Source organism: Acinetobacter sp. SH20PTE14 (assembly GCF_021391555.1).
In the GTDB taxonomy this organism is placed as follows: Bacteria; Pseudomonadota; Gammaproteobacteria; order Pseudomonadales; family Moraxellaceae; genus Acinetobacter; species Acinetobacter amyesii.
In genome coordinates this window covers 684,950-708,227 of the sequence record NZ_CP090067.1, presented here as the reverse complement: position 1 = coordinate 708,227, position 23,278 = coordinate 684,950, and the positions used below count along the sequence as shown (strand labels likewise).

At 42.3% G+C, this 23,278-nt stretch carries 22 protein-coding genes and 1 pseudogene; 5 read left to right on the top strand and 18 right to left on the bottom strand.

The window, feature by feature from the left end:
* Nucleotides 1-25: 25 nt before the first annotated feature.
* The 4 genes from LXF01_RS03490 to LXF01_RS03475 form a co-directional block, all read right to left on the bottom strand.
* On the bottom strand, nucleotides 26-1,078 hold the full coding sequence (locus tag LXF01_RS03490) for a cell division protein ZipA C-terminal FtsZ-binding domain-containing protein (protein ID WP_180156361.1): 1,053 nt from the start codon (nucleotides 1,076-1,078) through the stop codon (nucleotides 26-28).
* A 1-nt stretch (nucleotide 1,079) separates the two neighbouring features.
* The gene (smc, locus tag LXF01_RS03485; RefSeq protein ID WP_233945007.1) at nucleotides 1,080-4,529 is read right to left on the bottom strand and encodes a chromosome segregation protein SMC; all 3,450 of its coding nucleotides are present in this window, start codon (nucleotides 4,527-4,529) and stop codon (nucleotides 1,080-1,082) included.
* Nucleotides 4,530-4,539: 10 nt separating this feature from the next.
* On the bottom strand, nucleotides 4,540-5,235 hold the full coding sequence (locus LXF01_RS03480; RefSeq protein ID WP_180094405.1) for a GntR family transcriptional regulator: 696 nt from the start codon (nucleotides 5,233-5,235) through the stop codon (nucleotides 4,540-4,542).
* A 147-nt stretch (nucleotides 5,236-5,382) separates the two neighbouring features.
* The gene (locus tag LXF01_RS03475) at nucleotides 5,383-6,195 is read right to left on the bottom strand and encodes a sulfite exporter TauE/SafE family protein (RefSeq protein ID WP_233945006.1); all 813 of its coding nucleotides are present in this window, start codon (nucleotides 6,193-6,195) and stop codon (nucleotides 5,383-5,385) included.
* 29 nt (nucleotides 6,196-6,224) lie between these two features.
* Here LXF01_RS03475 and LXF01_RS03470 point away from each other — a divergent pair, with 29 nt between their 5' ends.
* Both LXF01_RS03470 and LXF01_RS03465 read left to right on the top strand, forming a co-directional pair.
* Nucleotides 6,225-6,980 (top strand): biotin--[acetyl-CoA-carboxylase] ligase, encoded by a 756-nt coding sequence (locus LXF01_RS03470; protein WP_180063933.1) that lies wholly within the window; start codon nucleotides 6,225-6,227, stop codon nucleotides 6,978-6,980.
* Nucleotides 6,981-7,002: 22 nt separating this feature from the next.
* Nucleotides 7,003-7,734: a type III pantothenate kinase gene (locus LXF01_RS03465; RefSeq protein ID WP_180103082.1), complete on the top strand. Its 732-nt coding sequence runs from the start codon at nucleotides 7,003-7,005 to the stop codon at nucleotides 7,732-7,734.
* A gap of 1 nt (nucleotide 7,735) precedes the next feature.
* On the opposite strand, the gene LXF01_RS03460 is transcribed toward LXF01_RS03465, so the two are convergent.
* Together LXF01_RS03460 and ffh are read right to left on the bottom strand one after the other, a co-directional pair.
* Nucleotides 7,736-8,302, bottom strand: a complete 567-nt coding sequence (locus LXF01_RS03460) for an RBBP9/YdeN family alpha/beta hydrolase (RefSeq protein WP_111884791.1) — start codon at nucleotides 8,300-8,302, stop codon at nucleotides 7,736-7,738.
* 938 nt (nucleotides 8,303-9,240) lie between these two features.
* Entirely contained in the window at nucleotides 9,241-10,644 is a 1,404-nt protein-coding gene (gene ffh / locus LXF01_RS03455) for a signal recognition particle protein (RefSeq protein WP_078191163.1), read from the bottom strand.
* A gap of 138 nt (nucleotides 10,645-10,782) precedes the next feature.
* Here ffh and LXF01_RS03450 point away from each other — a divergent pair, with 138 nt between their 5' ends.
* Nucleotides 10,783-11,592, top strand: coding sequence for a cytochrome C assembly family protein (locus tag LXF01_RS03450; protein WP_180103084.1), 810 nt, complete (start codon nucleotides 10,783-10,785; stop codon nucleotides 11,590-11,592).
* Nucleotides 11,593-11,725: 133 nt separating this feature from the next.
* Here LXF01_RS03450 and LXF01_RS03445 read toward each other — a convergent pair whose 3' ends face one another.
* Nucleotides 11,726-11,935, bottom strand: a complete 210-nt coding sequence (locus LXF01_RS03445; protein ID WP_067761877.1) for a cold-shock protein — start codon at nucleotides 11,933-11,935, stop codon at nucleotides 11,726-11,728.
* 449 nt (nucleotides 11,936-12,384) lie between these two features.
* On the opposite strand from LXF01_RS03445, the gene LXF01_RS03440 reads away from it, so the two are divergent.
* Nucleotides 12,385-13,317, top strand: coding sequence for a tRNA dihydrouridine synthase (locus LXF01_RS03440; protein ID WP_180103085.1), 933 nt, complete (start codon nucleotides 12,385-12,387; stop codon nucleotides 13,315-13,317).
* Between the two features lie 92 nt (nucleotides 13,318-13,409).
* On the opposite strand, the gene LXF01_RS03435 is transcribed toward LXF01_RS03440, so the two are convergent.
* The 10 genes and pseudogenes from LXF01_RS03435 to rpe all read right to left on the bottom strand — a co-directional run bounded on the left by LXF01_RS03435 (nucleotide 13,410) and on the right by rpe (nucleotide 21,274).
* A complete protein-coding gene (locus tag LXF01_RS03435) occupies nucleotides 13,410-13,778 on the bottom strand; it encodes an SseB family protein (protein WP_180034571.1) in 369 nt (122 codons plus the stop codon).
* A 62-nt stretch (nucleotides 13,779-13,840) separates the two neighbouring features.
* Nucleotides 13,841-14,495, bottom strand: a pseudogene (locus LXF01_RS03430) (NERD domain-containing protein).
* Nucleotides 14,496-14,534: 39 nt separating this feature from the next.
* Nucleotides 14,535-15,017, bottom strand: a complete 483-nt coding sequence (locus tag LXF01_RS03425; protein ID WP_180103086.1) for a methylated-DNA--[protein]-cysteine S-methyltransferase — start codon at nucleotides 15,015-15,017, stop codon at nucleotides 14,535-14,537.
* 37 nt (nucleotides 15,018-15,054) lie between these two features.
* Nucleotides 15,055-15,372: a quaternary ammonium compound efflux SMR transporter SugE gene (gene sugE, locus LXF01_RS03420; protein WP_180103087.1), complete on the bottom strand. Its 318-nt coding sequence runs from the start codon at nucleotides 15,370-15,372 to the stop codon at nucleotides 15,055-15,057.
* 55 nt (nucleotides 15,373-15,427) lie between these two features.
* Entirely contained in the window at nucleotides 15,428-15,745 is a 318-nt protein-coding gene (sugE, locus tag LXF01_RS03415) for a quaternary ammonium compound efflux SMR transporter SugE (RefSeq protein WP_180103088.1), read from the bottom strand.
* 56 nt (nucleotides 15,746-15,801) lie between these two features.
* Nucleotides 15,802-16,119 carry a DMT family transporter gene (locus tag LXF01_RS03410; RefSeq protein WP_180126102.1) on the bottom strand — a complete coding sequence of 106 codons (318 nt, stop codon included), beginning with the start codon at nucleotides 16,117-16,119 and terminating at the stop codon, nucleotides 15,802-15,804.
* Nucleotides 16,120-16,419: 300 nt separating this feature from the next.
* Complete coding sequence (locus LXF01_RS03405; protein ID WP_233945005.1) at nucleotides 16,420-17,439, bottom strand: copper resistance protein B; 1,020 nt, start codon at nucleotides 17,437-17,439, stop codon at nucleotides 16,420-16,422.
* Nucleotides 17,426-19,408: a multicopper oxidase domain-containing protein gene (locus LXF01_RS03400; RefSeq protein ID WP_180103091.1), complete on the bottom strand. Its 1,983-nt coding sequence runs from the start codon at nucleotides 19,406-19,408 to the stop codon at nucleotides 17,426-17,428. Before LXF01_RS03400 ends, LXF01_RS03405 begins: the two co-directional genes overlap by 14 nt.
* A gap of 46 nt (nucleotides 19,409-19,454) precedes the next feature.
* Complete coding sequence (locus tag LXF01_RS03395) at nucleotides 19,455-19,973, bottom strand: hypothetical protein (protein ID WP_180103092.1); 519 nt, start codon at nucleotides 19,971-19,973, stop codon at nucleotides 19,455-19,457.
* 614 nt (nucleotides 19,974-20,587) lie between these two features.
* Complete coding sequence (gene rpe, locus LXF01_RS03390) at nucleotides 20,588-21,274, bottom strand: ribulose-phosphate 3-epimerase (RefSeq protein WP_078192356.1); 687 nt, start codon at nucleotides 21,272-21,274, stop codon at nucleotides 20,588-20,590.
* 605 nt (nucleotides 21,275-21,879) lie between these two features.
* On the opposite strand from rpe, the gene LXF01_RS03385 reads away from it, so the two are divergent.
* On the top strand, nucleotides 21,880-22,176 hold the full coding sequence (locus LXF01_RS03385) for a DUF2218 domain-containing protein (protein WP_111884782.1): 297 nt from the start codon (nucleotides 21,880-21,882) through the stop codon (nucleotides 22,174-22,176).
* A 31-nt stretch (nucleotides 22,177-22,207) separates the two neighbouring features.
* On the opposite strand, the gene LXF01_RS03380 is transcribed toward LXF01_RS03385, so the two are convergent.
* Nucleotides 22,208-23,269: a M48 family metallopeptidase gene (locus LXF01_RS03380; RefSeq protein WP_180103093.1), complete on the bottom strand. Its 1,062-nt coding sequence runs from the start codon at nucleotides 23,267-23,269 to the stop codon at nucleotides 22,208-22,210.
* Between the last annotated feature and the right edge of the window lie 9 nt (nucleotides 23,270-23,278).

Genomic DNA, 23,278 nt, shown 5'->3' with positions numbered 1-23,278 from the left:
CTCGGTGAGTTTCAATCAAAGACGCTTAGACTTCGATAGCTTGACCTTGACGATAATCAATGGCTTGATGACGCCAATGTTCACGCATCTGCGGTGTAAATTCTTGGTTATTTTGATCATACACAGTACCGTCAATTTCACGTGCAATCAGACGTGAAATGCTGTCCATAGTATCAAAGGCATTTTGTACATCGCTGTGTGGCAGCGCCAAGAAGAAGGCCAAACCTTTTACTTCTTCAGTCGATAGAGTTTCAAGATCAAAACCTTGTGCGGCGCCATCATTATTCATTTGCAATACAGAGAATAATAACTTTGTACCTTCTTCATCATAGCGATGGAAACAGGCCATTTCGCCAAAACGCAGGCCGTATTTGAGTAACACTTTTAATGCTTTTTCACCTGACAATGCACGGCTATCTGGGAAAACATTTAAGGCGATATAAGTTTCCGCAGTTGCTAAAGCACTTTCTTCATCAACAATTTTTTGTTCATGTAAATGCGCATCCAAAATACTGCTTTCTTCATCAAAATCGCTGATTTCAGCTTTTTCAATTGCGCTATTTACACTAAACTCTGGCGCTTTTTCCGCAGGAACAGCGTCAGCCTGAACGTGTGTCGCAGCAGTCGCTGCGTGATTGGCATCGGCGGCTATAGATGCAACCGTTGTAGATTCAGTTGCTTCTGTAGACAATGTACTGTCTTCTGTTGCAGTTTGAGCGTTTTCAACTGAAACGGGATCCGTCGTTGTCGCCTCAGTCTTTGCAGTAGCCTCAGCGCTCTCCTCTACTTGTTCCGTTACCGTTGCTTCTTGCGTTACATTCGCTTGAACAGCTTCAGTCGTTTCAACCGCTGTGACTTTTTCCTCAGCCAAAGTCGGCTCTACACGTTGCATGGTTTCAGGTGTATTTAACTGATTGCGTACATGGCGCGGAATAACAGGTTGCTGACTATCAGGATCAATATGTAATTCGGTGTCAAGTGATGGCGCTGCATCTGCAGGTTTACGAAACATCATTCGAATGCCCACAACCATGATAATTACAGCGATTACAATCCCAACTATAGTGGTGATTTCCATGTTATGCCTCCGCAGCTAAACCGTATTCTTTGGCTTGCTCTATATTCACAGTCACTAATTTTGAAGTTCCTGGTTCTGGCATGGTCACACCAAGTAAGTCAGTTGCCATTGTCATAGCCAGTTTATTGTGTGTAATGTAGATAAATTGCACTTGTTCTGAAAGCTCTTTTACAAGATTACAAAATCTTCCTACATTTGCATCGTCTAAAGGTGCATCGACTTCGTCTAAAACGCAAAATGGTGCAGGATTTAGGCGGAAAATCGCAAAAACCAAAGCCAATGCGGTCAGTGCCTTTTCACCACCTGACAATAATGCCAAAGAGCTATTTCGTTTACCCGGTGGTCGTGCCATCAGTTTTACACCCGATTGCCAACCATCTTCAAGGCTTAAGCTTGCTTCACCACCATTAAATACTTTCGGAAATAACGCTTGAAGTTCTGTATTGACCTTATCAAAAGTGGTCATAAACAGTTTTCGCGTTTCCTGATCAATGCTTTTCATCGCAGCTTGCAGTTGTTCAACGGTCTTTTGCAAGTCATCAATTTGGTGGCTTAAATCATCAAAGCGTTTAGAAACTTCAGTATATTCTTCTGCCGCAGCCAAGTTGACTGCACCCAATTTATCAAACTGCTGCTGTGCTTTTTCTAGTTTTTGCTGATGGGATACCACATCAATGCTTAAACCTGTCAGCATTTCGCTGTTCATTTCTTTCAGCTGTTCAGAATAATGCTGTAAATCAGACTGCGCGGATTGCCAAGCCAGACGCTTTTCTTCCAATTGCGTACGCAATTTTTCATCTTGCTGTTGATGTGAATGGCGTTGTTCCGTCAATGTCTGTTGTTTGCTCTGAACATTATTGAGTTCAAGCTGCCAGTCATTCCAGGTTTTTTGTAAACGTTCAGTGACTTGAGCCTGTTCAGAATACTGTGACTCAAGCGCAGGTAATTCTAACTGTACCGGATCGACAAATTTCTTTGCCTGCTCCATCTGTCCAACAATTTGCTGAGTTTGCGCTTTCAAAAAGACCGTATCTTTTTCTAATAATTCAATCTGTTGTTTCGTCTGTACAGACTGACGACGCACAATTTCCAATTCTTGCTGACTGTGTAATGCCACTTGCTGAGCACTTTCCAGTGCTAGACTCAACTCTTCAACTTGGAATTGCAAGGTTTTATAATTGGGCAAAGCTTGCTCAAGCTTCATCGTCAGCGCATGCAAATCAATTTCCAAATCGTCTTTTTGCATGGCATCTTCTTCAAGCTGTGCTTCAAGTTGCTGTAATTGATCTTCTAACTGCTGCTTTTGTAATGCAAAAGCCTGATTGGAACTTTGTACCTTCGCAATGGCAACATCAGCATTTTGAATGTCTTTTTGCCAATTTTTTAATTGGCTATGTTGCTGTTGCAGATTTTGCTGTAAAGCTTGTACGGCATTTTGCAACTCAGGCAATTGGCCTTCTAGTTGCGTTAGCTTTGGCTGCTGCTCTGCAAGTAATTCAGTCAATTCATCTAAGCGAATACGGTGGCTCAATGCACCTTGCCCTGCTTGGCTGTCCTCATCATAATCTAGACCAATCACCCAATCTGCACCGACATGATAACCATCGAGCGTGAGTATCGACTGACCAGCAGCCAGTTTAGCCTGATGGCTCAATGCCATCGGCAATGTTTCGGCAATTGCGACCTGCTGCCAGATTGAAAGCTGTGGTGCTTCAATCCACGTCGTCAAAGCATCTAATCCAACGATTTGTGCTGCGGTGTGGTGACTGCCTTTGACCTGACGTGCAACACTGTCTTGAAAATTATCACTGTGTCCTAAGACTTGGGCACTCAGCCATTTAGACAAAAATTTCTCGACCAGTTGTGCATGCTGTTTACCCTGTGTGCTCAACTGCAACTGCTGCATTAAATGTTGACGCTGGCTTTGCTGCTTTGGACTGGCTTTAATCATCAATTGGTTTAGGTTTTTCTGCTCTGACAACAGCACCTGTATTTCTGACTTTAGCTGCAGCACCATATTTTTATGCTGTGCCTGCTGTTCTTGTGCAGCTGTAAGCTGTGCTTGAGTTTCGGCAATCACCTGCTCTTGTTGCGTAATTTGTTGTTCGAGCTGTTGCTTATCTTGCTGATACTGCTCCAACTCATCTTGCTGCGCCTGATGCTGAATTTGACCTCGTTGCTGTTGCAGGGTCTCACGTTGTTGCTCAATTCGACCAATATTTTTGGTCAATTGTTCACTCTGCGCCAACATCTGTAGCTTTTGCTGTTGCTGCTTTTCGACTTGCCCACGGCATTGTTCAAATTGTTGAACCGCTTGTTGATGCTGAGCTTTCAAATCGGCTAACTGCTGGGTCTGTTCCTGACTACTGCTTTCTTGACGCTGTAATTGCTCAACAAATCCATCTTGCTGTTCTTGCAGCGTTTCCAGTTGTAACTCTAATAGCTGTAAACGTTCTTTGGTTTGAGCTTTTTGCTTTTCAAGCTCCACCAAACTTGCCGAATTTTGTGCAAATAAACCCTGCTTTTGCTCCAGCGTCATTTTCAACTCAGACAGTTTCTTTTCCGCCTGTTGCCATTCACTTTGTAATGGCGTGGACTGCTGAATAAGCCGTTGAAATAAAGCATTAGTGGAAGATAAGTCATGCTCTAGAGTATTTAGCTCAGAACGCACCAGTTTGAAGGTTTCCCCGAGCTCATTCATCTGAAGCGTGTATTCTTGCTGTAAACGCGTACTTTGCTCACATTGGAAAGACAACACTTCGATCTTAAAAGTACGAATTTGGGTTTCTAATTCTTTGTATTGCACCGCCGTTTCAGACTGACGTTTTAAGGTTTTCAGCTGAGACTTCAGTTCTGATGCAATGTCTTCGAGACGTTCTAAATTTTGAGTGGTGTGTTCTAGATGCTGTAAAGTTTCACGACGACGAGCTTGATAGCGAGAAACCCCTGCGGCTTCTTCAATATACACACGCATTTCTTCAGGTTTGGCATCGACCAAACGGTTGATCATGCCCTGTTCAATAATCGCATACGAACGTGGACCTAAACCGGTGCCTAAGAAAATATCGGTAATATCACGACGGCGGCATTTAGTGCCATTGAGGAAATATTCGGATTTACCATCACGATTGACCTGACGACGAACTGCAAGCTCAGTATAGGCATTATAAGCGCCACCTAGCTTGCCATAGGTATTATCAAAACGCAGTTCAACACTCGCCATCCCGACTGGTTTACGCTTTGCCGTTCCGGTAAAAATAACATCTTGCATGGTGCCACCACGCAATTGACGGGCACTGGACTCCCCCATAACCCAGCGAATGGCATCAATCACATTGGATTTACCACAGCCGTTCGGTCCAACAACCGCACTACGGTTGCCTTCAAATTTTAGAGTTGTGCTATCGGCAAAAGATTTGAAGCCGGAAAGTTTTAAACTGCTTAAACGCATAATGTCCTGATCAGCGGCGTGAACGTCTCGCCCACGCTAATTCGATTTGTTTCATCCGTGTTAGTGATTCCAACACAAGGTTGCGTAAGTGTCGACAAAAATCTTCCATAAATAAAGTGGCTTGATGTGATTTTCTGATTAAAACTGCATCAGTCACCAATTTAAACAAATCAAAAGATTCTTGTAGTTCACGTCGTGAAATATTCAGTGTCAGAAAATAACTACGTCTGAGTGATGGCAACAATTCTTGGTAATAACGCATCAGGTAGGTATTTCCCACCATTTCATGCTGACGAGCCATGCCCTGAAAAATCAGATCATAAAACTTTTCAGTATTGCCTTGGCGAGTTTCCACGTCTAATTGTTCAAGTAATAACTGAATACGCTCAGCTTCATGGCTGCGCCACGTTTCCGCCATACGATGCACAATTTGGCCCAACAATAATGCTGCAATATCAAATAATGAGCGCACTTGTAAAGCCGACATTTCAGAGACTAAGGCGCCACGTCGCGGGTAGATTTCAATGAGTTGGGTCCGTTCTAAAATCAATAAAGCTTCACGAACAGAGCCACGACTCACATCCAATTCGGCCGCAACTCTAAGTTCCTGAATACGCTCGCCTTCGACCAACTCACCGCGAATAATTTGTTCACCGATGTGTTTGGCAATTTGTTCTGACAAACTGTCCGCTTCTTGTTGTTGCATACTGTTCCTATCTTTTTTTTATAAGATGCAATGTTCAGATTTACACTCAATCTATTTACATTAGAAACGATAAGCAACCTAATTGAACATGACATTGTCTGACAATCTTGTGTCAACAAAGCCAATTTTGTCAGTCAAAACGGACAATCAAGCGCCAAAGGCTTGCACACCTTGATAAATAAAATAGCAACCAACTGTTGTTAATAAGCATGCAAAACAACGCTTTAGCATAAATGGCGACAACATATGAGCCACTTTCGCACCCAATTTCGCAGTGATGAAGCTCATTACACTAATCCCGATAAATGCATAAATATGGATATAACCAATGGTGTTGGGAACCACGATATCGGCTTGATGACCAAACCACATAAAGCCGAGGGCCCCAGCAATCGCAATCGGTAAACCACATGCAGCAGATGTCGCGACCGCTTTTTGCATAATGACGCCGTTTTTATTCAAATACGGGACGGTTAAGCTACCACCACCAATACCGAAGATCGCAGAAGCAATCCCAATACCACCGCCTGCTGCCATTTGCATGGCTTGTGAGGGTAAATGTTTATCCGGATCGACTGGTGTCGCTGCACCGCGAAACATTTTAAAGGCCACCCAGACCGCAAAAAAGCCAATCAACAGTTGCAAACCCTGCCCTGATAAATAATCTGCAATGCCTGCACCGAGAAATGAACCGATCACCAAACCCGGTGCCAAATTCCGAAAGACATTCCACAGCACGGCACCTTTTTTATGATGCGCCGAAACCGAGCTAAGTGAGGTGACAATAATCGTGGCTAAAGATGTGCCCACCGCCATGTGCATAATCACACTGGGATCATACTGAAGTTGGGTAAAGACGATGAATAAAATCGGTACAATAATCAGGCCACCGCCAACACCAAATAGCCCCGCAGCAAAACCAGCGATTGCACCAATCAGTAAATATATGATTAACTCCATCAATATTATTCCACAACTCTCAGATTCAAATGGATTTAGAGACCAGACACTTACAGCAATTGCTGAGCACAGTACCTCAACCGCCTGAAGTTTTATTACTGAAGCCCATTACTACATCGACCAATGACGATGTCCGTGAGATTGCAAAAAAAGGCATTCAACATGTTTTGGTATGCAGTGAACAACAGACTCAGGGCCGTGGGCAACGCGATCATCAATGGGTCTCACCCGTTGGTAATATCTATTTAAGCACATTGCTGAATTTACAGACAGCGATAGATGGACGGCTTGCACTCGAAATTGCCTTAAATATCTTGCAAATGCCAAGTTTGCAAAATCTCGCATTACAAGTGAAATGGCCCAATGACCTGTATAGCCCACAAGGCAAATGGGGCGGGATTTTGATTGAACCAATTTCGCCACATCAAGCGATCGTCGGCGTTGGGATGAACTTATTTCCGATTCCATCCGCAGGAATTGAGCAGCGCGCAACCTCGTTATCTGAACTCGGACTTCCCTCACCAAACCGTTTGCAGTTAATTGCTGAACTGTATGCCGCGATTCAACTTGCAGGTGAATGGTTCGATCATAACTGCTATAACCTCGCTGCACGATTCAACCATTATGCTGCATTTATGCAACAGCCTGTTGAGCTTGAACACCTACAAGGCAAAAGCCAAGGTCTCTTTCTCGGTATTGAAAATGATGGTTCGATCAACATCCAAACTTCGCAGCGCTTAGAAAATCATTTCCAAGGTCGCTTACGTTTAGCAGATCAATCATAAACAGGATTGCAAAGGCCTACTGATGAAAAAATTATGGCTCGATGTCGGTAATACTCGGCTGAAATACTGGATTACTGAACACGATCAAATCATAGAACATGCTGCGGAACTGCATTTACAGTCGCCTGCCGAACTCCTACTCGGTTTAATCCAGCACTTTAAAAGTTTGGACTTAGATCAGGTCGGGATTTCCTCGGTACTCGACAAGAAAAATAATGATCGGATTCAAAAAATTCTTAAATTTTTAGCCATTCCTGTCACCATTGCCAAAGTTCATGCCGAATATGCGGGCTTGCGCTGTGCCTACGAAGATACCAGTAAATTCGGGATCGACCGTTGGCTGCAAATGCTGGCTGTGGTCAAAGACCCTACACAAAAATACTGTGTGATTAGCTGTGGAACAGCACTCACCATTGACTTAACGGATGGATTACAACATTTAGGTGGCTATATTTTGCCAAATTTATATTTGCAACGTGATTCGCTCATCCAAAACACCAAAGGCATTAAAATTCCAGATGCCATCTTTGACGAGCTGTCTCCTGGTAAAAATACCATCGACGCTGTTCATCATGGCATATTGCTCAGTTTGGTCAGCACCATTGAAAAGGTGCTTGATAAATATCCCAGTCGCTTAATTTTAACTGGGGGCGATGCTGCGCTATTTGCCAAATACCTGCAGCGCTTTACGCCTGAAGTCCATAATGATCTGCTTTTAAAAGGCCTGCAAAGCTATATTGGCCAACAACCGTAGATTAAGCCCGGATCAAATACGGCTCCACAGCATCCCAGACTTCGGGCAATTCGGTACAGCCTTCAGAGTCAATAAAATGCCCCTGATGACGCGCTTCAATCACCTGTGCATCTAGGCTTTTTGCCTGAGCCAAGCTGAATTCGGGTTGCACTCGCTCATCGCCTTTTGAATAGATCACTACCCGATGCTCAACCTGCTGTTTTAGCAAGTCAAAATCTATTTTAGCTGCATCAATAAAAGGATTCACCTGCTCTAGACGTCCCAAGCGGCCATTAAAACCGGCCGCAAGCACAAGAGCTTTTATGTTCTGATGCTGCAGTTTTTGCGACAGATAATGCAGTGCAGCGATACATCCCAAACTATGGGCAATTAATATAGAGTTTTCATTTAATGCGTCAATCTGCGCATCCATTTGCTTCATCCACACATTTAAGACGGGTGTTTCTGATGGATCAAGCCGAAGCACCTTGAGGCTGACGCCCGCTTTTTTTGCCTTTTGCGCGATCCACGGAAACCAATTCTCTTCAGGGCTCGCGGTATAGCCATGCACCACAATTACTTGCGCCATTTCATGCTCCATTCCTCTTTTTGAATTCAGTCTGAAATAAAAATTAGAGATTGAGGGTAAACAATTGTGAATTTTTGCAAAACTTGACTATTTGCTAGAACACTTTCATGAGCTGATTCAAAATATCCAGCAATTCTGGAAACATTATGAAGCCGTAAAAGTCCTGTATTTTCCCTTCAGTGTTCTACCTTTGGATCACTATTGATAACTTCAGCGTGAACAGTGGCGGAACAAAAGGATCATTACTGGATAGCATGCGCACGGCCAATGGCAAATGCTGATGCAGCATATGACGGTTCAATTTGCATTTTAAAATAAAGCTGCCTAATTCAGAAAAAAATTAAAGGAATACACAAATCCAGAAATAAAAATGCCCGCTCAAATCTTGCCTTACCGCTGGCTGAAATGTGCTGTCAAACATTGCAGCGCTGTCAGACAACCCAAACTGTGCGCAATAATAATTTTATTTTCATCGAGCTTAGGCATTTGCAGGAAAATAAATTTCTAACATTCGTCAAAATCTGGTTGTACTGCATTTGCCATATCAATGCGCCAAGAATAATGTCCTACCCCTTGCTGCTTTTGTCTCAATAAGGAAACTAATACTCATTAGGGGAAGCCTGATGAGCATGAATCAGATAGATGTTTTGGCTTTCTGGCGTATGCGGTGTATTCATGATTTGATGCTTATTATGGGTAAAGCTTTCAATTTGCAGTTCAGCAAACTTTCACCTCTGTTTTAGACCTGTCATCTACACGGTCTCAATGTCAATTTCGCATGTTCTTGTAATGATTTAGCTCAATTGGTATTTATCAGTTCGTATACAAATTCCTTCATCCAGTGCTTACTTATAATTCTCGTAGCAATTGTTTGAATGCGGTCTTATCAAATTACAGCCATAAAAAAAGGCGCTAAATGCGCCTTTTTTAAGTCCAAATTACTTCGGATCTTTACTGCCGAACAATGGACCCATGCCACCGCCGCCAAATTGTTTTTGCATATTGCCCAATGATTTCATCATTTTTGCCATACCCGTTGGGTTGGCAAATTTCTTCATCATTTTCGCCATTTGCGCATGTTGCTTGATGAGTTTATTCACTTCCGCAACATCCATACCACAACCTGCTGCAATACGTTTTTTACGGCTTGGATTCATCAAGTCTGGGTTACGACGTTCTTTAATGGTCATCGATTGAATAATCGCTTCCATTTTCTTCACTTGCTTTTCAGGATTTGCTTGTGCAATCGCATCTTGAATCCCTGAGTTGCTCATGCCTGGAAGTTTATCCAGGAAGCCCATCATGCCGCCCATTTTGTTCATTTGTTCAAACTGCATCAGCATATCTTCAAAGTTGAAGCTACCGCCTTTTTGCAGTTTTTTCGCCATTTTTTCGGCTTTTTCTTTGTCGATTTTACGTTCAACTTCTTCGACCAAAGAAAGTACGTCACCCATACCCAAAATACGCTGTGCGATACGTTCAGGATGGAATGGCTCTAGGGCATCGAGTTTTTCACCCATACCCAAGAATTTGATTGGCTTGCCAGTAATGGCACGAACAGAAAGTGCCGCACCACCACGTGCATCACCATCCGTTTTTGTCAGGATCACACCCGTCAACGGCAAGGCATCATTAAAGGCTTTTGCCGTATTCGCCGCATCCTGACCGGTCATGGCATCAACCACGAACAATGTTTCAGTCGGCTTAATTGCTGCATGTAGCTCTTTAATTTCATCCATCATTTCGTCGTCTACATGTAAACGACCTGCTGTATCGACAATCAAGACATCAGCAAATTGAATTTTTGCTTGCTCAATCGCACGATTTGCGATGGTAATCGGTTTTTCGTCTGCGCTAGATTCAAAGAAAATCGCGCCAACTTCACCCGCAACTGTTTGTAGCTGTTTAATCGCTGCTGGACGATAAACGTCGGCAGACACCATTGCTACTTTTTTCTTTTGACGTTCTTGTAAGAAACGTGCAAGTTTTGCCGCAGTGGTTGTTTTACCCGCACCTTGTAAACCTGCAAGAAGCACAACAACTGGTGGTTTTGCCGCTAGGTCTAGGCTTTCATTCGCCTCACCCATCATTTTGGTCAATTCGTCATGAACGATTTTGACGAAAGCCTGCCCCGGTGATAACTGAGTCATCACTTCTTGGCCCAATGCTTCTTCCTTAACTTTCGCGATGAATTCACGAGTTACAGGTAACGCAACATCGGCTTCAAGAAGTGCCATACGTACTTCGCGTAACGTATCTTTAATATTGTCTTCGGTTAGCTGCCCTGAGCCAGTAACATTTCTTAAACTCTGCGTGAGTCGTTCTGTTAAGGTATCAAACATTGCAAAATCCGCTTAAAATAGCCATGAGCAAAAAATTGTTTCTTAAAATAGAAAATTTATGCATAGAATGCTATAGGATACTTTAGTTCTTGCAGAATTTATATAAATGAATATTCAACATCCTGAAAAAGGTTTGACATGATCAGTCTCCCCTTGGTTTACACGATCCTAGCATTAATCGCTTATACCACGTCTTTTTGGTATTTATTCAGCCATTTAATGTCTAAACGTGCGCCGAACCATTGGTTTATTGGTGTTGTACTTGGTTTAGGCATGTTATTGCATGCAGGTGTTTTATATAACGACATGTTGACACCTATGGGTGTCAACTATGACGTGTTCAACCTGATGTCTTTTACTTCAGGTCTCATGCTATTACTCAGTGTGTTATTTAGTACCTATCGACCTGTGCTTGCAATGAACCTGTTGGGCATTCCTGTGGCAGCGACAGGGTTGATTTTGGGCTTCGCATTTAGTCGACAAAATCAATTTATAGAGCAACATTCACTGGGTTTAGATATCCATATTATTTTGTCGCTTTCCGCGTATGCCGTCCTGCTGATGGCAACTATTCAAGCGGTTATTTTGCGTTTACAAGACCGTGAACTGAAAAACAAGCAGAAAAAACGTGTATGGGTGAGCCTGCTTCCACCCTTTCAAGCCATGGAATCTTTGCTATTTGATTTATTGATTGCTGGATTTGCACTACTGACCGTGGCGCTTGGGTTTGGTTTCTTCACCATCGATAACTTCTTTGCACAGCATTTGGCGCATAAAACTGCCTTTAGCATCATTTCATGGTTCGTCTATGGTGCCTTGCTCATTGGGCATTATCGATTCGGCTGGCGTGGTCAAAAAGCCATTCGCTTTACCATCATTGGTTTTTGTCTCTTGGCAGTCGGCTTTATTGGTTCTAAGTTTATTTTAGAAATGGTTTTGGGCCGCTAAGTCGACGATGAAACGATTTTAAGTTTTATTAAGAAGGGAGCTAAGGCTCTCTTTATTATAGCTTGATTATTCACACAGAAATAACTGGCATAAAAAAAGCGCTATACAGCGCTTTTTTTTCATTACGTCTAAATTATAGAGCAACGATGTTTACAGCATTCGGGCCTTTTTGACCTTGAGCGATGCTGAAAGAAACCTTTTGGCCTTCTTGCAAAGTTTTGAAGCCAGAACCAGTGATTTCGCTAAAGTGAGCAAAAACGTCAGGACCGTTGTCTTGTGCAATAAAACCGAAACCTTTAGTTTCGTTGAACCATTTAACTGTACCAGTAACTGTATTAGACATAATAATACCTATTAATTTGTTGATTTAGCCATTGGATGATGACTGACTATAACTTGGAAAATAATAAAGAATTGAACTTCATTTCTGTAAAAAACGAAGGATTATGACTAACACTGCGATACTTAAAGAAAATTTACGAAACAATACTTTTTTTCTAGTTGCAGCCATCATACATGAAATCTTAAAAGATTCAAGCACAGTATATGTTGTTGATTCCATTAAAAAACAACAGTACAAGCCATCTTCTTATTATTACTATCCATATGTATTTACTCATTTTATTGTTAAAGTTTTATGTCAGTCAATACTTTACGACTTTGGTCCTAATTTCACCAAATAGTTACATAAAATCTTGTCATTTCGTGTTCCGCGTCACCATAAGCACAAAACCTAGACATCCCTTTCAAAACCACGTATAACTCCGTTTTTCAATTTTTGGCTGTGTGACCGTGAAACTTGTTCTTGCGCCGATGGAAGGCTTAACCGACCCAATTATGCGAGATGTGTTGACGCATGTGGGGAGTTTTGACTGGTGTGTAACCGAGTTTATCCGTGTCACGGACTCTGTCCTGCCCGATCATATTTATCATAGCTATTGTCCTGAACTAAACAATGAAGGCAAAACTGCAGCAGGAACACCGGTTCATGTACAGTTCTTAGGTAACAATCCCATTATGCTCGCGGCAAATGCTGTACGCGCGGTAGAACTTGGTGCCCCTGCGATTGATATGAACTTTGGTTGCCCTGCAAAAACCGTCAACCGCCACCGTGGTGGTTCAGTTCTGCTAGATGAGCCTGAAGTGGTGTATGAGTTAGTCAAAGCTGTGCGTGATGCTGTTCCGAGTCATATTCCTGTATCGGCAAAAATGCGTTTGGGCTATATGGACCGTAACTTCACTATGGAAAATGCGCATGCCATCGAAGATGCCGGAGCTGCATGGGTTACAGTCCATGCGCGGACTAAAGCCGATGGTTATACCCCGCCTGCCTTTTGGGATCAGTTGCAACCCATTCGTGAAGCATTGAAAATCAATGTGATTGCCAACGGTGAAATTTGGAATAATGCCGATGCCAAACAGTGCCAACTCGAATCCGGTTGTGAAGACCTAATGATTGGTCGTGCTGCGGTGACCACTCCTGACATTACACAGTGTATCCGTCGTAATACCGATGAACCGCTGATTACATGGCATGAACTACTTGGATTACAAATTCGTTTCTTAAATGGCTCGTATAAAAAAGAAATGAATATGGTCGGTCGTTATAAACAATGGCTCGGCATGATGTCGAAGCACTATCCAGAAGCCAAACTCCTTTGGGATGAAGTAAAACGTGTCAAACCACTTGATGAAATCGTGCAAAAACTCAAAGCCGGTATGTAAGTTTTAAAGCACATCGCCCAATATGAAAATGAAAAAGTGTGAAAACACCTATCTAAGCGTAGCCGCAGAGCCTTTGATTACACCTACAGTGTTCAAAGGCTTTGTTGTTTGGCAAACTCTAAAATTGCGTCGATCTCATCTGCCAAGAACTCTTTAGGATGTTCCGAAGTCGGGTTCATCACCAAGCTTGCGCCTTTGGTAATCGCAAATAATTTTTCAGCACTGATCATGACAAACTCTGCATCTGCACCAACATCCTGTTGTAGCATCTCAAGACTCAGAAAAAATGGAATGGCTTGCTCGCCTTGCTCCGTTTCCATCAATTGAAAATGTAAATGCTGCTCAGCATCACGCTCACCCAAACAATACACTTGGCTGGATAAAAGTTGCTGATAAAAGTCTTGGTATTGCTCAGGATGATCTAAAGTCGATTCATAAAGGTGTTGAAGCGTGTCGTTCATTGTTATTGTCCGTCTATTTTTATCATTCAGATACTGTTCACAATCCACAGCATACAGGAAGTTTATGAATTATGCCGTTGATTTAAATCTTCAACGTGCTGTCGATTTGTTTTCCACGATTTTTCTAAAATTTCTTTTTCTAAACGCAACTGTATTCGTTTAAGTTTCATTTCAGAGACCACGGGTTGCTGAAAGGTTTGAACATAGTCCACCCAAGCTGTACCCCGAAAAACATTCGACGGCATCTCTGTTTTAAACACTGCTTCAGGCATAAAAACAATCACAGAATGCATATTGTCTTTATCCACAATATCGCTCAACACCTGTTCTAACACTTTCATATGTTTATAATTTTGGTGAATTGGATTTTGAAATTTAAAACTTTTTTTATAAATCTTTTGCGTCCATTGTTTTTGTCTCTCGCTCCCAAAAATCCAGCCCTTATAGTTTTTAGTTTCAATCACAAACACACCAAAAGGGCTTAACAGAAGATGATCAATTTGAGTGGTAGCTCCCTCACCATCCGGTAAGGTCAAGTCATTTAACAATATATAATGGTCTTTCAAATAAAGTTTGACATGAACGGCGACAGCAAACTCCCCCCATTTTCCCCTTTAAATATGGTTTAAATGCTTTGATTGCCCCCACAATCAGTAACAATGGAATTAGCCACCAAAACGTCGAAATGAGCGGTGCAAAAATTTGAGAAATATTCATTGATTTGATTCATTATTTTAAATAAGTATATTTTCTATTTTATTGTAATTTCTCAATTTTTAACAATATTTCTTTATTTTCTAGACCACCCGCAAAACCCACTAATTTTCCATTTGCGCCCACGACACGATGACAGGGTGCAATAATTGAAATTGGATTTTTACCATTGGCTGCACCCACAGCACGTACGGCTTTGACATTGCCGATCTGCTCTGCAATTTGTTTATAACTGCGAGTTTCTCCAAAAGGAATCGTCAGTAGAGCTTGCCAAACTTGTTGCTGAAATGCAGTACCCTCAAAGTCTAGTGGCAAGTCAAATTGCTGTCTTTTACCCGCAAAATATTCATTTAATTGCTGTGCGGTTTTGAGCAAAATCGGGTGTTGCAGATCTTCAACCAAAGCCGCCAATCCTACACGATTAGTATTTTCATTTTCCCAAAGCACAGCCACCAATGCGGTTTCATGTGCAACAAGTTTTAATTGTCCAACGGGCGAATTTAAAAACTGATAAGAAAGTTGCATGAGATACTCCAAGCTCAAAATCGCAGCACTTCATTATTCAGGAGGACGATAATTTCATCAAGACTAGTCCTGAAATAATCAGTACCGCAGCTAGCATGCGCATGGCATTTGCGGGCTCAGCCAATACAACGATGCCGAGGATAAATGATCCCACTGCACCAATCCCTGTCCACACGGTATAGGCTGTACCCAGCGGTAAGGATTTCATTGCATAAGACAATAAAGCAAAACTTGCGATCATGAAAACAATGGTCAAAATACTTGGCGTCAGTTTGCTAAAGCCTTCAGAGACTTTCATACAATATGCCCAGACTACCTCAAGCAATCCCGCTACAATTAATAAAACCCAAGCCATATTTTTACCCATAAAAAAAGCACAGGGGTCAATGACCGCTGTGCTTTAGAACATATTAACTTGAAGATAATTTCATCAAGATTAGACCAGAAATGATCAGTACTGCGGCTAACATCCGCATGGCAGTTGCAGGCTCACCCAATACAACGATGCCGAGGATAAATGATCCCACTGCACCAATCCCTGTCCACACTGTATAAGCTGTACCCAGCGGTAAGGATTTCATTGCATAAGACAACAAAGCGAAACTTGCGATCATGAAAACAATGGTCAAAATACTTGGCGTCAGTTTGCTAAAGCCTTCAGAGACTTTCATACAATATGCCCAGACCACCTCAAGCAATCCCGCTACAATTAATAAAACCCAAGCCATATTTTTACCCATAAAAAAAAGCACAAAAGGCTTTTACCTCTGTGCTTTAGAACATATTAACTTGAAGATAATTTCATCAAGATTAGACCCGAAATCATCAGTACTGCGGCTAACATCCGCATGGCAGTTGCAGGCTCACCGAGTATAAAAATACCCACGAGGAAAGAGCCAATCGCGCCGATTCCTGTCCAAATGGTATAAGCTGTTCCCAGAGGCAACGTTTTCATGGCATAGGCCAACAAACCAAAGCTCAGGATCATAAAAAATAAAGTGACTAAACTTGGGCCAAGTTTTGTAAAGCCTTCTGAGAGCTTCATCGAATAGGCCCAAACGATTTCAAAAATACCAGCGAATACCAGAACAACCCAAGCCATGATGCCTTCCTCCATATTAATAGAGTCAGGTCGTCCTGACGATTTTTCTTACTGGCTTTGAACAAAGATGTAAGGGAGGTCGTTCCTCCGAATATTTTCTCAGTATAGCAAATATGCTGAATTTTAGTGCAGTCTTTACATTTTTTGACCAAATTCAGGGCGTTATTCAGTTGAGTAAAACTCTAGTGCTGATGATTTGCGCCAAAACATAGCATGTCTGTTCAAAGGACAAATTCAGAAATAAAAAAGGCATCACCAAAACCTATTGATGATACCCTCTTTATTTGGTCTATTCGCCGATTAGAACTTCAGACGAAGACCTGCGCCATACCACCATTGCTTTTCACTTCCAGTTTCAGCTTGCCATGCCGTATGCTGATTGCCTTTTTCATAGCTGTAAGCGACATCGATAAAGGGCATCAGCTTTTTATTGATTTCATAGCGTGTTTCTAGCCCTAGCCATACAGAACTGAGTCCTGTTTTTTGTGCATAGGCGGAATCATCACTCAGCACCACATCTAGGTTCAGATACGGTTTTAAAATCAATTTTTGCGTCAGCAGAAAATCACGTTCGGTTTCTAAAGAAAAACTGACCTGTTTATCTGTACCAAGATATAAATAAGTATCGGTTTCAAAGAAATACGGTGCCAGACCATGCAGACCCACCGCAGCATCTAACTGTTCTTTGTCCGTCACTTGATGTTCATCGACCCGATAACGCGCACCAATTTGCGCATCCCAAAAGTCGGAGATCATACGGCTATACATCAATTGAGCCGCATAATCAGCGTCTTGAGATTCTGCTTTATCGGCATGTAGTTTGATGAAGAGCTTATTTTCATCGGTCCCGATTCGACTCTCAATTTCAGTCTTTAAACTTCCACGACCATCGGCATTATTGAGCCATCGACTGTCGATCTCAGTCGCTTGATAAATCTGTCCACCATGTTCACGCTTATGATCAACAGGATGCTGCGCAGAAGCAGCACGTGACGCAATAGATGATGCATTTGCATGTTCTGCATGTTCTGCATGTTCTGCATGTTCTGCATGTTCTGCATGTTCTGCATGTTCTGCATGTTCTGCATGTTCTGCATGTTCTGCATGTTCTGCATGTTCTGCATGTTCTGCAGTATGCTCCATCTGGCTCGATTCAATCGCTGTTTGTATCTCTTGATGCGACGAATCATGTGAGGAATGTGACTCATGTTGAGCTGACATCAGCATGCTGTGATGTGCATCTTGCGCCATGGTCATTTGAGTGACAGATGCCAAAGCTAAACCCAGTACTGTATATGTGCATGGTTTAATGATGCGCATGAGACACCTCCTTTTTCGGCACAGATGCTGTTTTAGTATTCTCCGCGACATTTGCGACCACAAGTTTATTCATCATCCCTGCGGACATGTGATACAGCAAGTGACAATGAATCGCCCATTCCCCTAATTCATTGGCCGTTAACAGAGCCGTGACAGTTTTCCCCGGCGGCACAATCACCGTATGTTTATTTGGCATTTCAGAAGACATTTGCCCATTTTCCAATTGCATAAACATGCCATGTAAATGCATCGGATGCGCCATCATGCTGTCATTGACAAATTTCAATCGAATTCGCTCACCATATTTCACCTGCAGTGGTTCGGCTTCACTGAATTTTTTGCCATTCATGGTCCACATGTAGCGTTCCATCGTTCCACCCAAATGAATAACCAAATCTTGCGTCGCTTCACGTGTATCAGGCTGCGGGGTTAACGCTTTTAAATCACTATATTGCAAGGCCTTATCACCGACAGGTGTTGAAGCATTGGCCCAACCCATAACCGTTGCTGAATTTTCAACTGCATGCATCTCTCCTTTAGACTGTGCATGATCCATCGCTGTATGCATATCATGTTTCATGGATGAATCCATTGAGGAGTGGTTCATAGAGGAATGATCCATCACGCTATGATCCATATTGGCATGTGCTGAATCAGACATGTTCTGTTTATGCATGTCTGGATGCTGCAAAGCAGTCTGTGCAGTCACTAGGGAATGGTCCATGTCATGCCCCATTGCAGCATGATCATGTGCTTGATTCGTCTGAATCTTTGATTGATTTTTAGTATGCACATTGTGCTTATGAGCATTCGCTTGCTGGCTTGCTGAAGTTTGGGTTGAACCTGTAGCCGTATGTCCCATGTTGCTATGGTCCATACCCGACATTGAACCATGGCCCATATCTTCCATGGTCAGCAAAGCGCGTGGCCGAGCTTTTGGCATGTGAATGCCTGAGTGCTGAGGCTGCGTTTCATCATGTAAAGTGCCAATCGCAAATCCAGTCCGATCAAGCGACTCAGCTTCAATCTGATAATGCGCAGATTTAGGCTCTACGATCACATCATAGGTTTCTGCAGCACCAATGCGAAATTCATCTACAGCGACCGGCTTGACCGCTTGACCGTCTGCACTGACCACCGTCATTTTGAGCTGAGGAATACGCACATCAAAAAACGACATGGCCGCAGCATTTACAAAACGAAGTCTGACTTTTTCATTGGGCTTAAACATCCCCGTCCAGTTCTGCTGTGGTGTTTTGCCGTTTACTAAAAACGTATAACCCGTGACATCAGACAAATCCGTTTTCAGCATACGCATCTGATTCCACATCGAACGATCTTGCCAAGTGTTTTTTAAACCTGTTCGTTGAATTTGCGTCCATACATCTGAAACTGTTTCACGCTGATTTTGATAGTATTCAGCAGACTTTTTCAGATTTGCCATAATCTGAGCGCTAGATGATTCATGAAAATCAGACAACATGACCACATAATCACGTTGAGTCTGTTCATGTGCGGCAAGTGCTTGTTTACCTTTCGGATAAATTACCAAAGCGCCATACAATCCGTCTTGTTCTTGGCCTTTGGAATGCGCGTGATACCAATAGGTTCCGCTTTGACGGACTTTAAATTTGTAAGTAAAGCTACCATCAGGCTGAATTTCATTGAAACCATTAAAGCCGGGTACACCATCCATTAAACCGGGCAGCAATAGACCATGCCAATGCACCGAGGTATTTTGTTTTTTGAGCTGATTATGCACATGGATGACCGCATCATCGCCTTCTTCAAACTCCAGTAATGGTGCTGGAAACTGACCATTGACGCTGATTTTCTTGACCGCTTTACCAGTCAAATTGATGGTCTTTTCATCAATATTCAGATGATATTCTTTAATGGCTGCAAACGCCCACGTTGGTGACAGCAGACATACCCCGAGCACGAGGCCTGATTTAAATAAATTAGACATGACTTAACCTTTATAAAATAACGAAAAAACGTATTTAATACTCAGGTTAAGCTTGCGGAGGTCTTAGAATTTCTTGCCAAAAGCCTTTTAAATGCTGTCCAGCAAAAATGAAACGAGGGGGTTCTGCATAGTGATGCACATGGAAGGTCTGCAATGCGACCAAGGCGCTATCGACATAAGAGGTACTGATTTGGCAATGTGCGAGTGTACAGTCCTGACGACAGTCTGTACTTTGTGTCGTTGAATGATGCGCCTGACCATCTTGCAGTGCAGATGTCGCATCTAAAGATTGATGACAATCCATCGTAAAAATGACTTCAGGTGTTGCTTGCTTGCCATGATGTACTGCATGCTCAGGAGCAGCTTGCCGCTGATTTTGATGGCAATTTGTCATATTTAAATGCGAAGGATCAGCATGTGCTGCATGAACTGATGCCTGATGGGCATTCGCAGTCATCATTTGTTGATGTTGAAAATTTTGCTGTGCACTGACCACACTGCTCCACCCCATGACAAACGCCATGAGCCAAGCAAAGCCAAGATGCTTACGCAAAAAATTGAACAATTTAGTATCCTAATTCAACCCAATGATGCACTGTGACAACACATCCCTATTAACACATCTTTAGAAACATCACGCGATCAGCTCAGCCGAAATCCGCATGAAACACCATGATGATATTATTTACGATTCAAATGCAATCACATGACATTTGTATCAACATGACATGCAGCTCGACCGATTTATCCATCATGAACGATACATTCAGAAATATCTAAAAGCACTATCTAGTGCGATCGATGATGTGTTTTGCCAGTCACAGCGTATCTCAATAGTTGCTAACAGCATAATTAATTGTGCAGTTATTCACAACAGTTTTAAATTTATTGCGCTGTCATAAAAATCAGCGCATATCTTCCAGTTAAAACATAAAAGTTATTTTTTAAACTGATTAATTATTTACCATAGATTAATAAACATACAGCATTTCAAACACTTTACCCCATAAAAAAAGGACTCAATTGAGTCCTTTTTATACTTAATACGTCTAATTATTAAACCATTGATGTACAATCGTTTATAATTTATCCAAGTTATCCATATAGTTATCTACACAGATATCCATACGGTTATCCATATAGTTATCCACAAGCAAGGAATAACTTATACCCAAAGGCTTAAGCCTCTTGAGCATGCACTTTTGCCAACTCTGAACGCATGTCATCAATCACAGCTTTATAATCAGGCTTACCAAAAATCGCTGAACCTGCAACAAACATGTCTGCACCGGCTTCAGCAATGTCACGAATATTGGCTGGAGTAACACCACCATCCACTTCTAAGCGAATATCACGACCTGAAGCATCAATAATTTTTCGTGCTTGACGCAGCTTTTCCAAGGTCATTGGAATGAACTTTTGACCACCAAAACCTGGGTTCACACTCATCAACAAGACTTGGTCAACTTTATCTAAAACGTAGTCTAAATAATGCAGAGGTGTCGCAGGGTTAAACACCAAGCCCGCTTGCGCACCGCCAGATTTGATTAACTGTAAAGAGCGGTCAATGTGGTCAGTCGCTTCTGGGTGGAAAGTGATGATATCTGCGCCAGCTTCCAAGAAATCACCAATCATACGGTCTACCGGTGAAACCATTAGATGCACATCAATTGGCGCCTTAATGCCGTATTTTTTCAATGCCTTACAAACGCCCGCACCAAAAGTTAAGTTCGGTACATAATGATTATCCATGACATCGAAATGAACAACATCTGCACCGGCTTCTAGAACGTTTTCAACTTCTTCACCTAAGCGCGCAAAGTCTGCTGACAAAATTGAAGGTGCGATTAAGAATGGCTTGGACATGAAAAACCTAGCTTTGAAAAGGGAGTGATTGACGCATTATAGCAAATTGTCCCCCTATTCGCTGCCTATGCCCTTAGTCGTTTTTTCGATGCCGATGATTGAGATCTCTATAATAAAAAAACCTAGGATGAACTGATGTTACTTAGTAATATCAGACGCGAAATTTGATTCAAATAAAAAAACGATACGCGGTAACGTCATCCGCAATTGTTTGAGACAGCACGACTTCTCATCAAAAATGTTTTTGCAATACTTTAAATAAATAGACGCTAGAGAGCGAGTTTTGCGGTGAGGAGCATTGCTCTGCAGGATGGTTTCCTTGCGAAGCTTCGCTGCTCATTTTGCCTAATGCGAAACATCGTTTCGTAAGAGTACCTCCAGCCGAAGGCTAATCCCTTTATTTAAGCCCTAGATGTAAGACTCCGGCGAATTGACTTAAATATCATTTTAAAAATGCAAAATTATTTTTTGCTTGCGTAACATCCGTGATTAATATGGATAAAGATCTCTGGGATAGAAACACAGCGTTGCATTTTTAGACTTAACGGGTATCTATGTACTTTGCTAAGTTAAAGGACTGACGACTCCACAATAAAATTGCATCTATGAAAAGCTCAACACACATCACCACCGCCCAAGCAGCACGTGTTGCTAAGCGCTTAGTCAATCATTGGAAACATAAATTTGAAGTCAATGAACAGATCATTGGAGAAAATACTGCATTCAAGATTCAACTGCCCTCTGCAGAGGTCAGTCTTTTACCACAAGCTGCATTTTTAGATGTGGTGATTTCAGCCCAAGATCCAAGTACAAATCTAGATCAATTGGAACATGTGGTATTAGATCATTTGATCCGCATGGGACAAGAAGAACTCAGTGCAACATGGCAACGCGAACCGTAGTCTACGTCGCCATATTGTCAAAGCCTTTCACTCAATGCTGATGGGATTGATAATTTCTAACTGCATCAATACGGGCTTTCGTCGCTGGGTGTGACTCAAAGAAGTCTGTCCAAGATCTCTGATCTTTTGCAGTTTCATCCTCTGCACCTTTCTCTTTTGCTGTTTCACCATCAGCTTCATTTTCCATACGTTGTAAGAAGTTTGCAAAATGTGCCGTTGGAATTTGATGTTTTGAAAGTTGTTTTAAGGCATATAAATCTGCTTCAGATTCAAAGTCTCGTGAGTAACTCGCACCCACCGCAGCAACCGGTAAACTGGTGAGAATATCTGAGCCATCCCCTGTAATCATCAACAAAATAATACTGATGCCTAAACCTGACAAACTTTGCTGCAAACTATGGCGTTGAACTAAATGCCCCTGTTCGTGGGCAAGCACACCTATGAGCTCATAATCATTTTTCGCTAATTTAACCAACTCATCTGTCACGATAATGGTGTTATTGGGTATCGCCAATGCATTTGCACCGATGCTGGCACCACCGCGGAATAACAACTTCGCAGGACGATTTTCAGCCACCAATTGTTGATATTCTTGCTTCAACTTGTCTTGACGTGCTTGCGGCAATTTTGTGGGTTCAGTCATATCGATAATATATTTTTCCGCCTGATCGCCCCAACTCTTTAACGCTGTCTCAGGCAGTTGATTGGCCACCACATGCGACGCCGCAGGTATGCCCCATTTAATCAATACAAAAGCAAAAGCCACCACGAAAATCACACTAAAAATGATTAAGGAGGGAGAACGCTCTAACTTCCAAATCGAATGCCAACGCGACTTTACATCGAGATTGAACCACTCTGGCAAAGGCTGATGAAACTCTAAACGAGCATCGTCCTTTAACTCGATCACCGGCTGAATATCCCCTAAAGCACCAATCAGCGTCATATCTTGATAGGTGTAATGCTGCGTTTGTTCTAGGTCTTGACCATAACGCACAATCACAGCATGTTCCCCATCTGCGCTGATTTGAGCAACAAAGGGTTTTGACACTTTCCCATCATAATAGGTTGCATTCACTACTGATGTTTTCATGTAATTCAC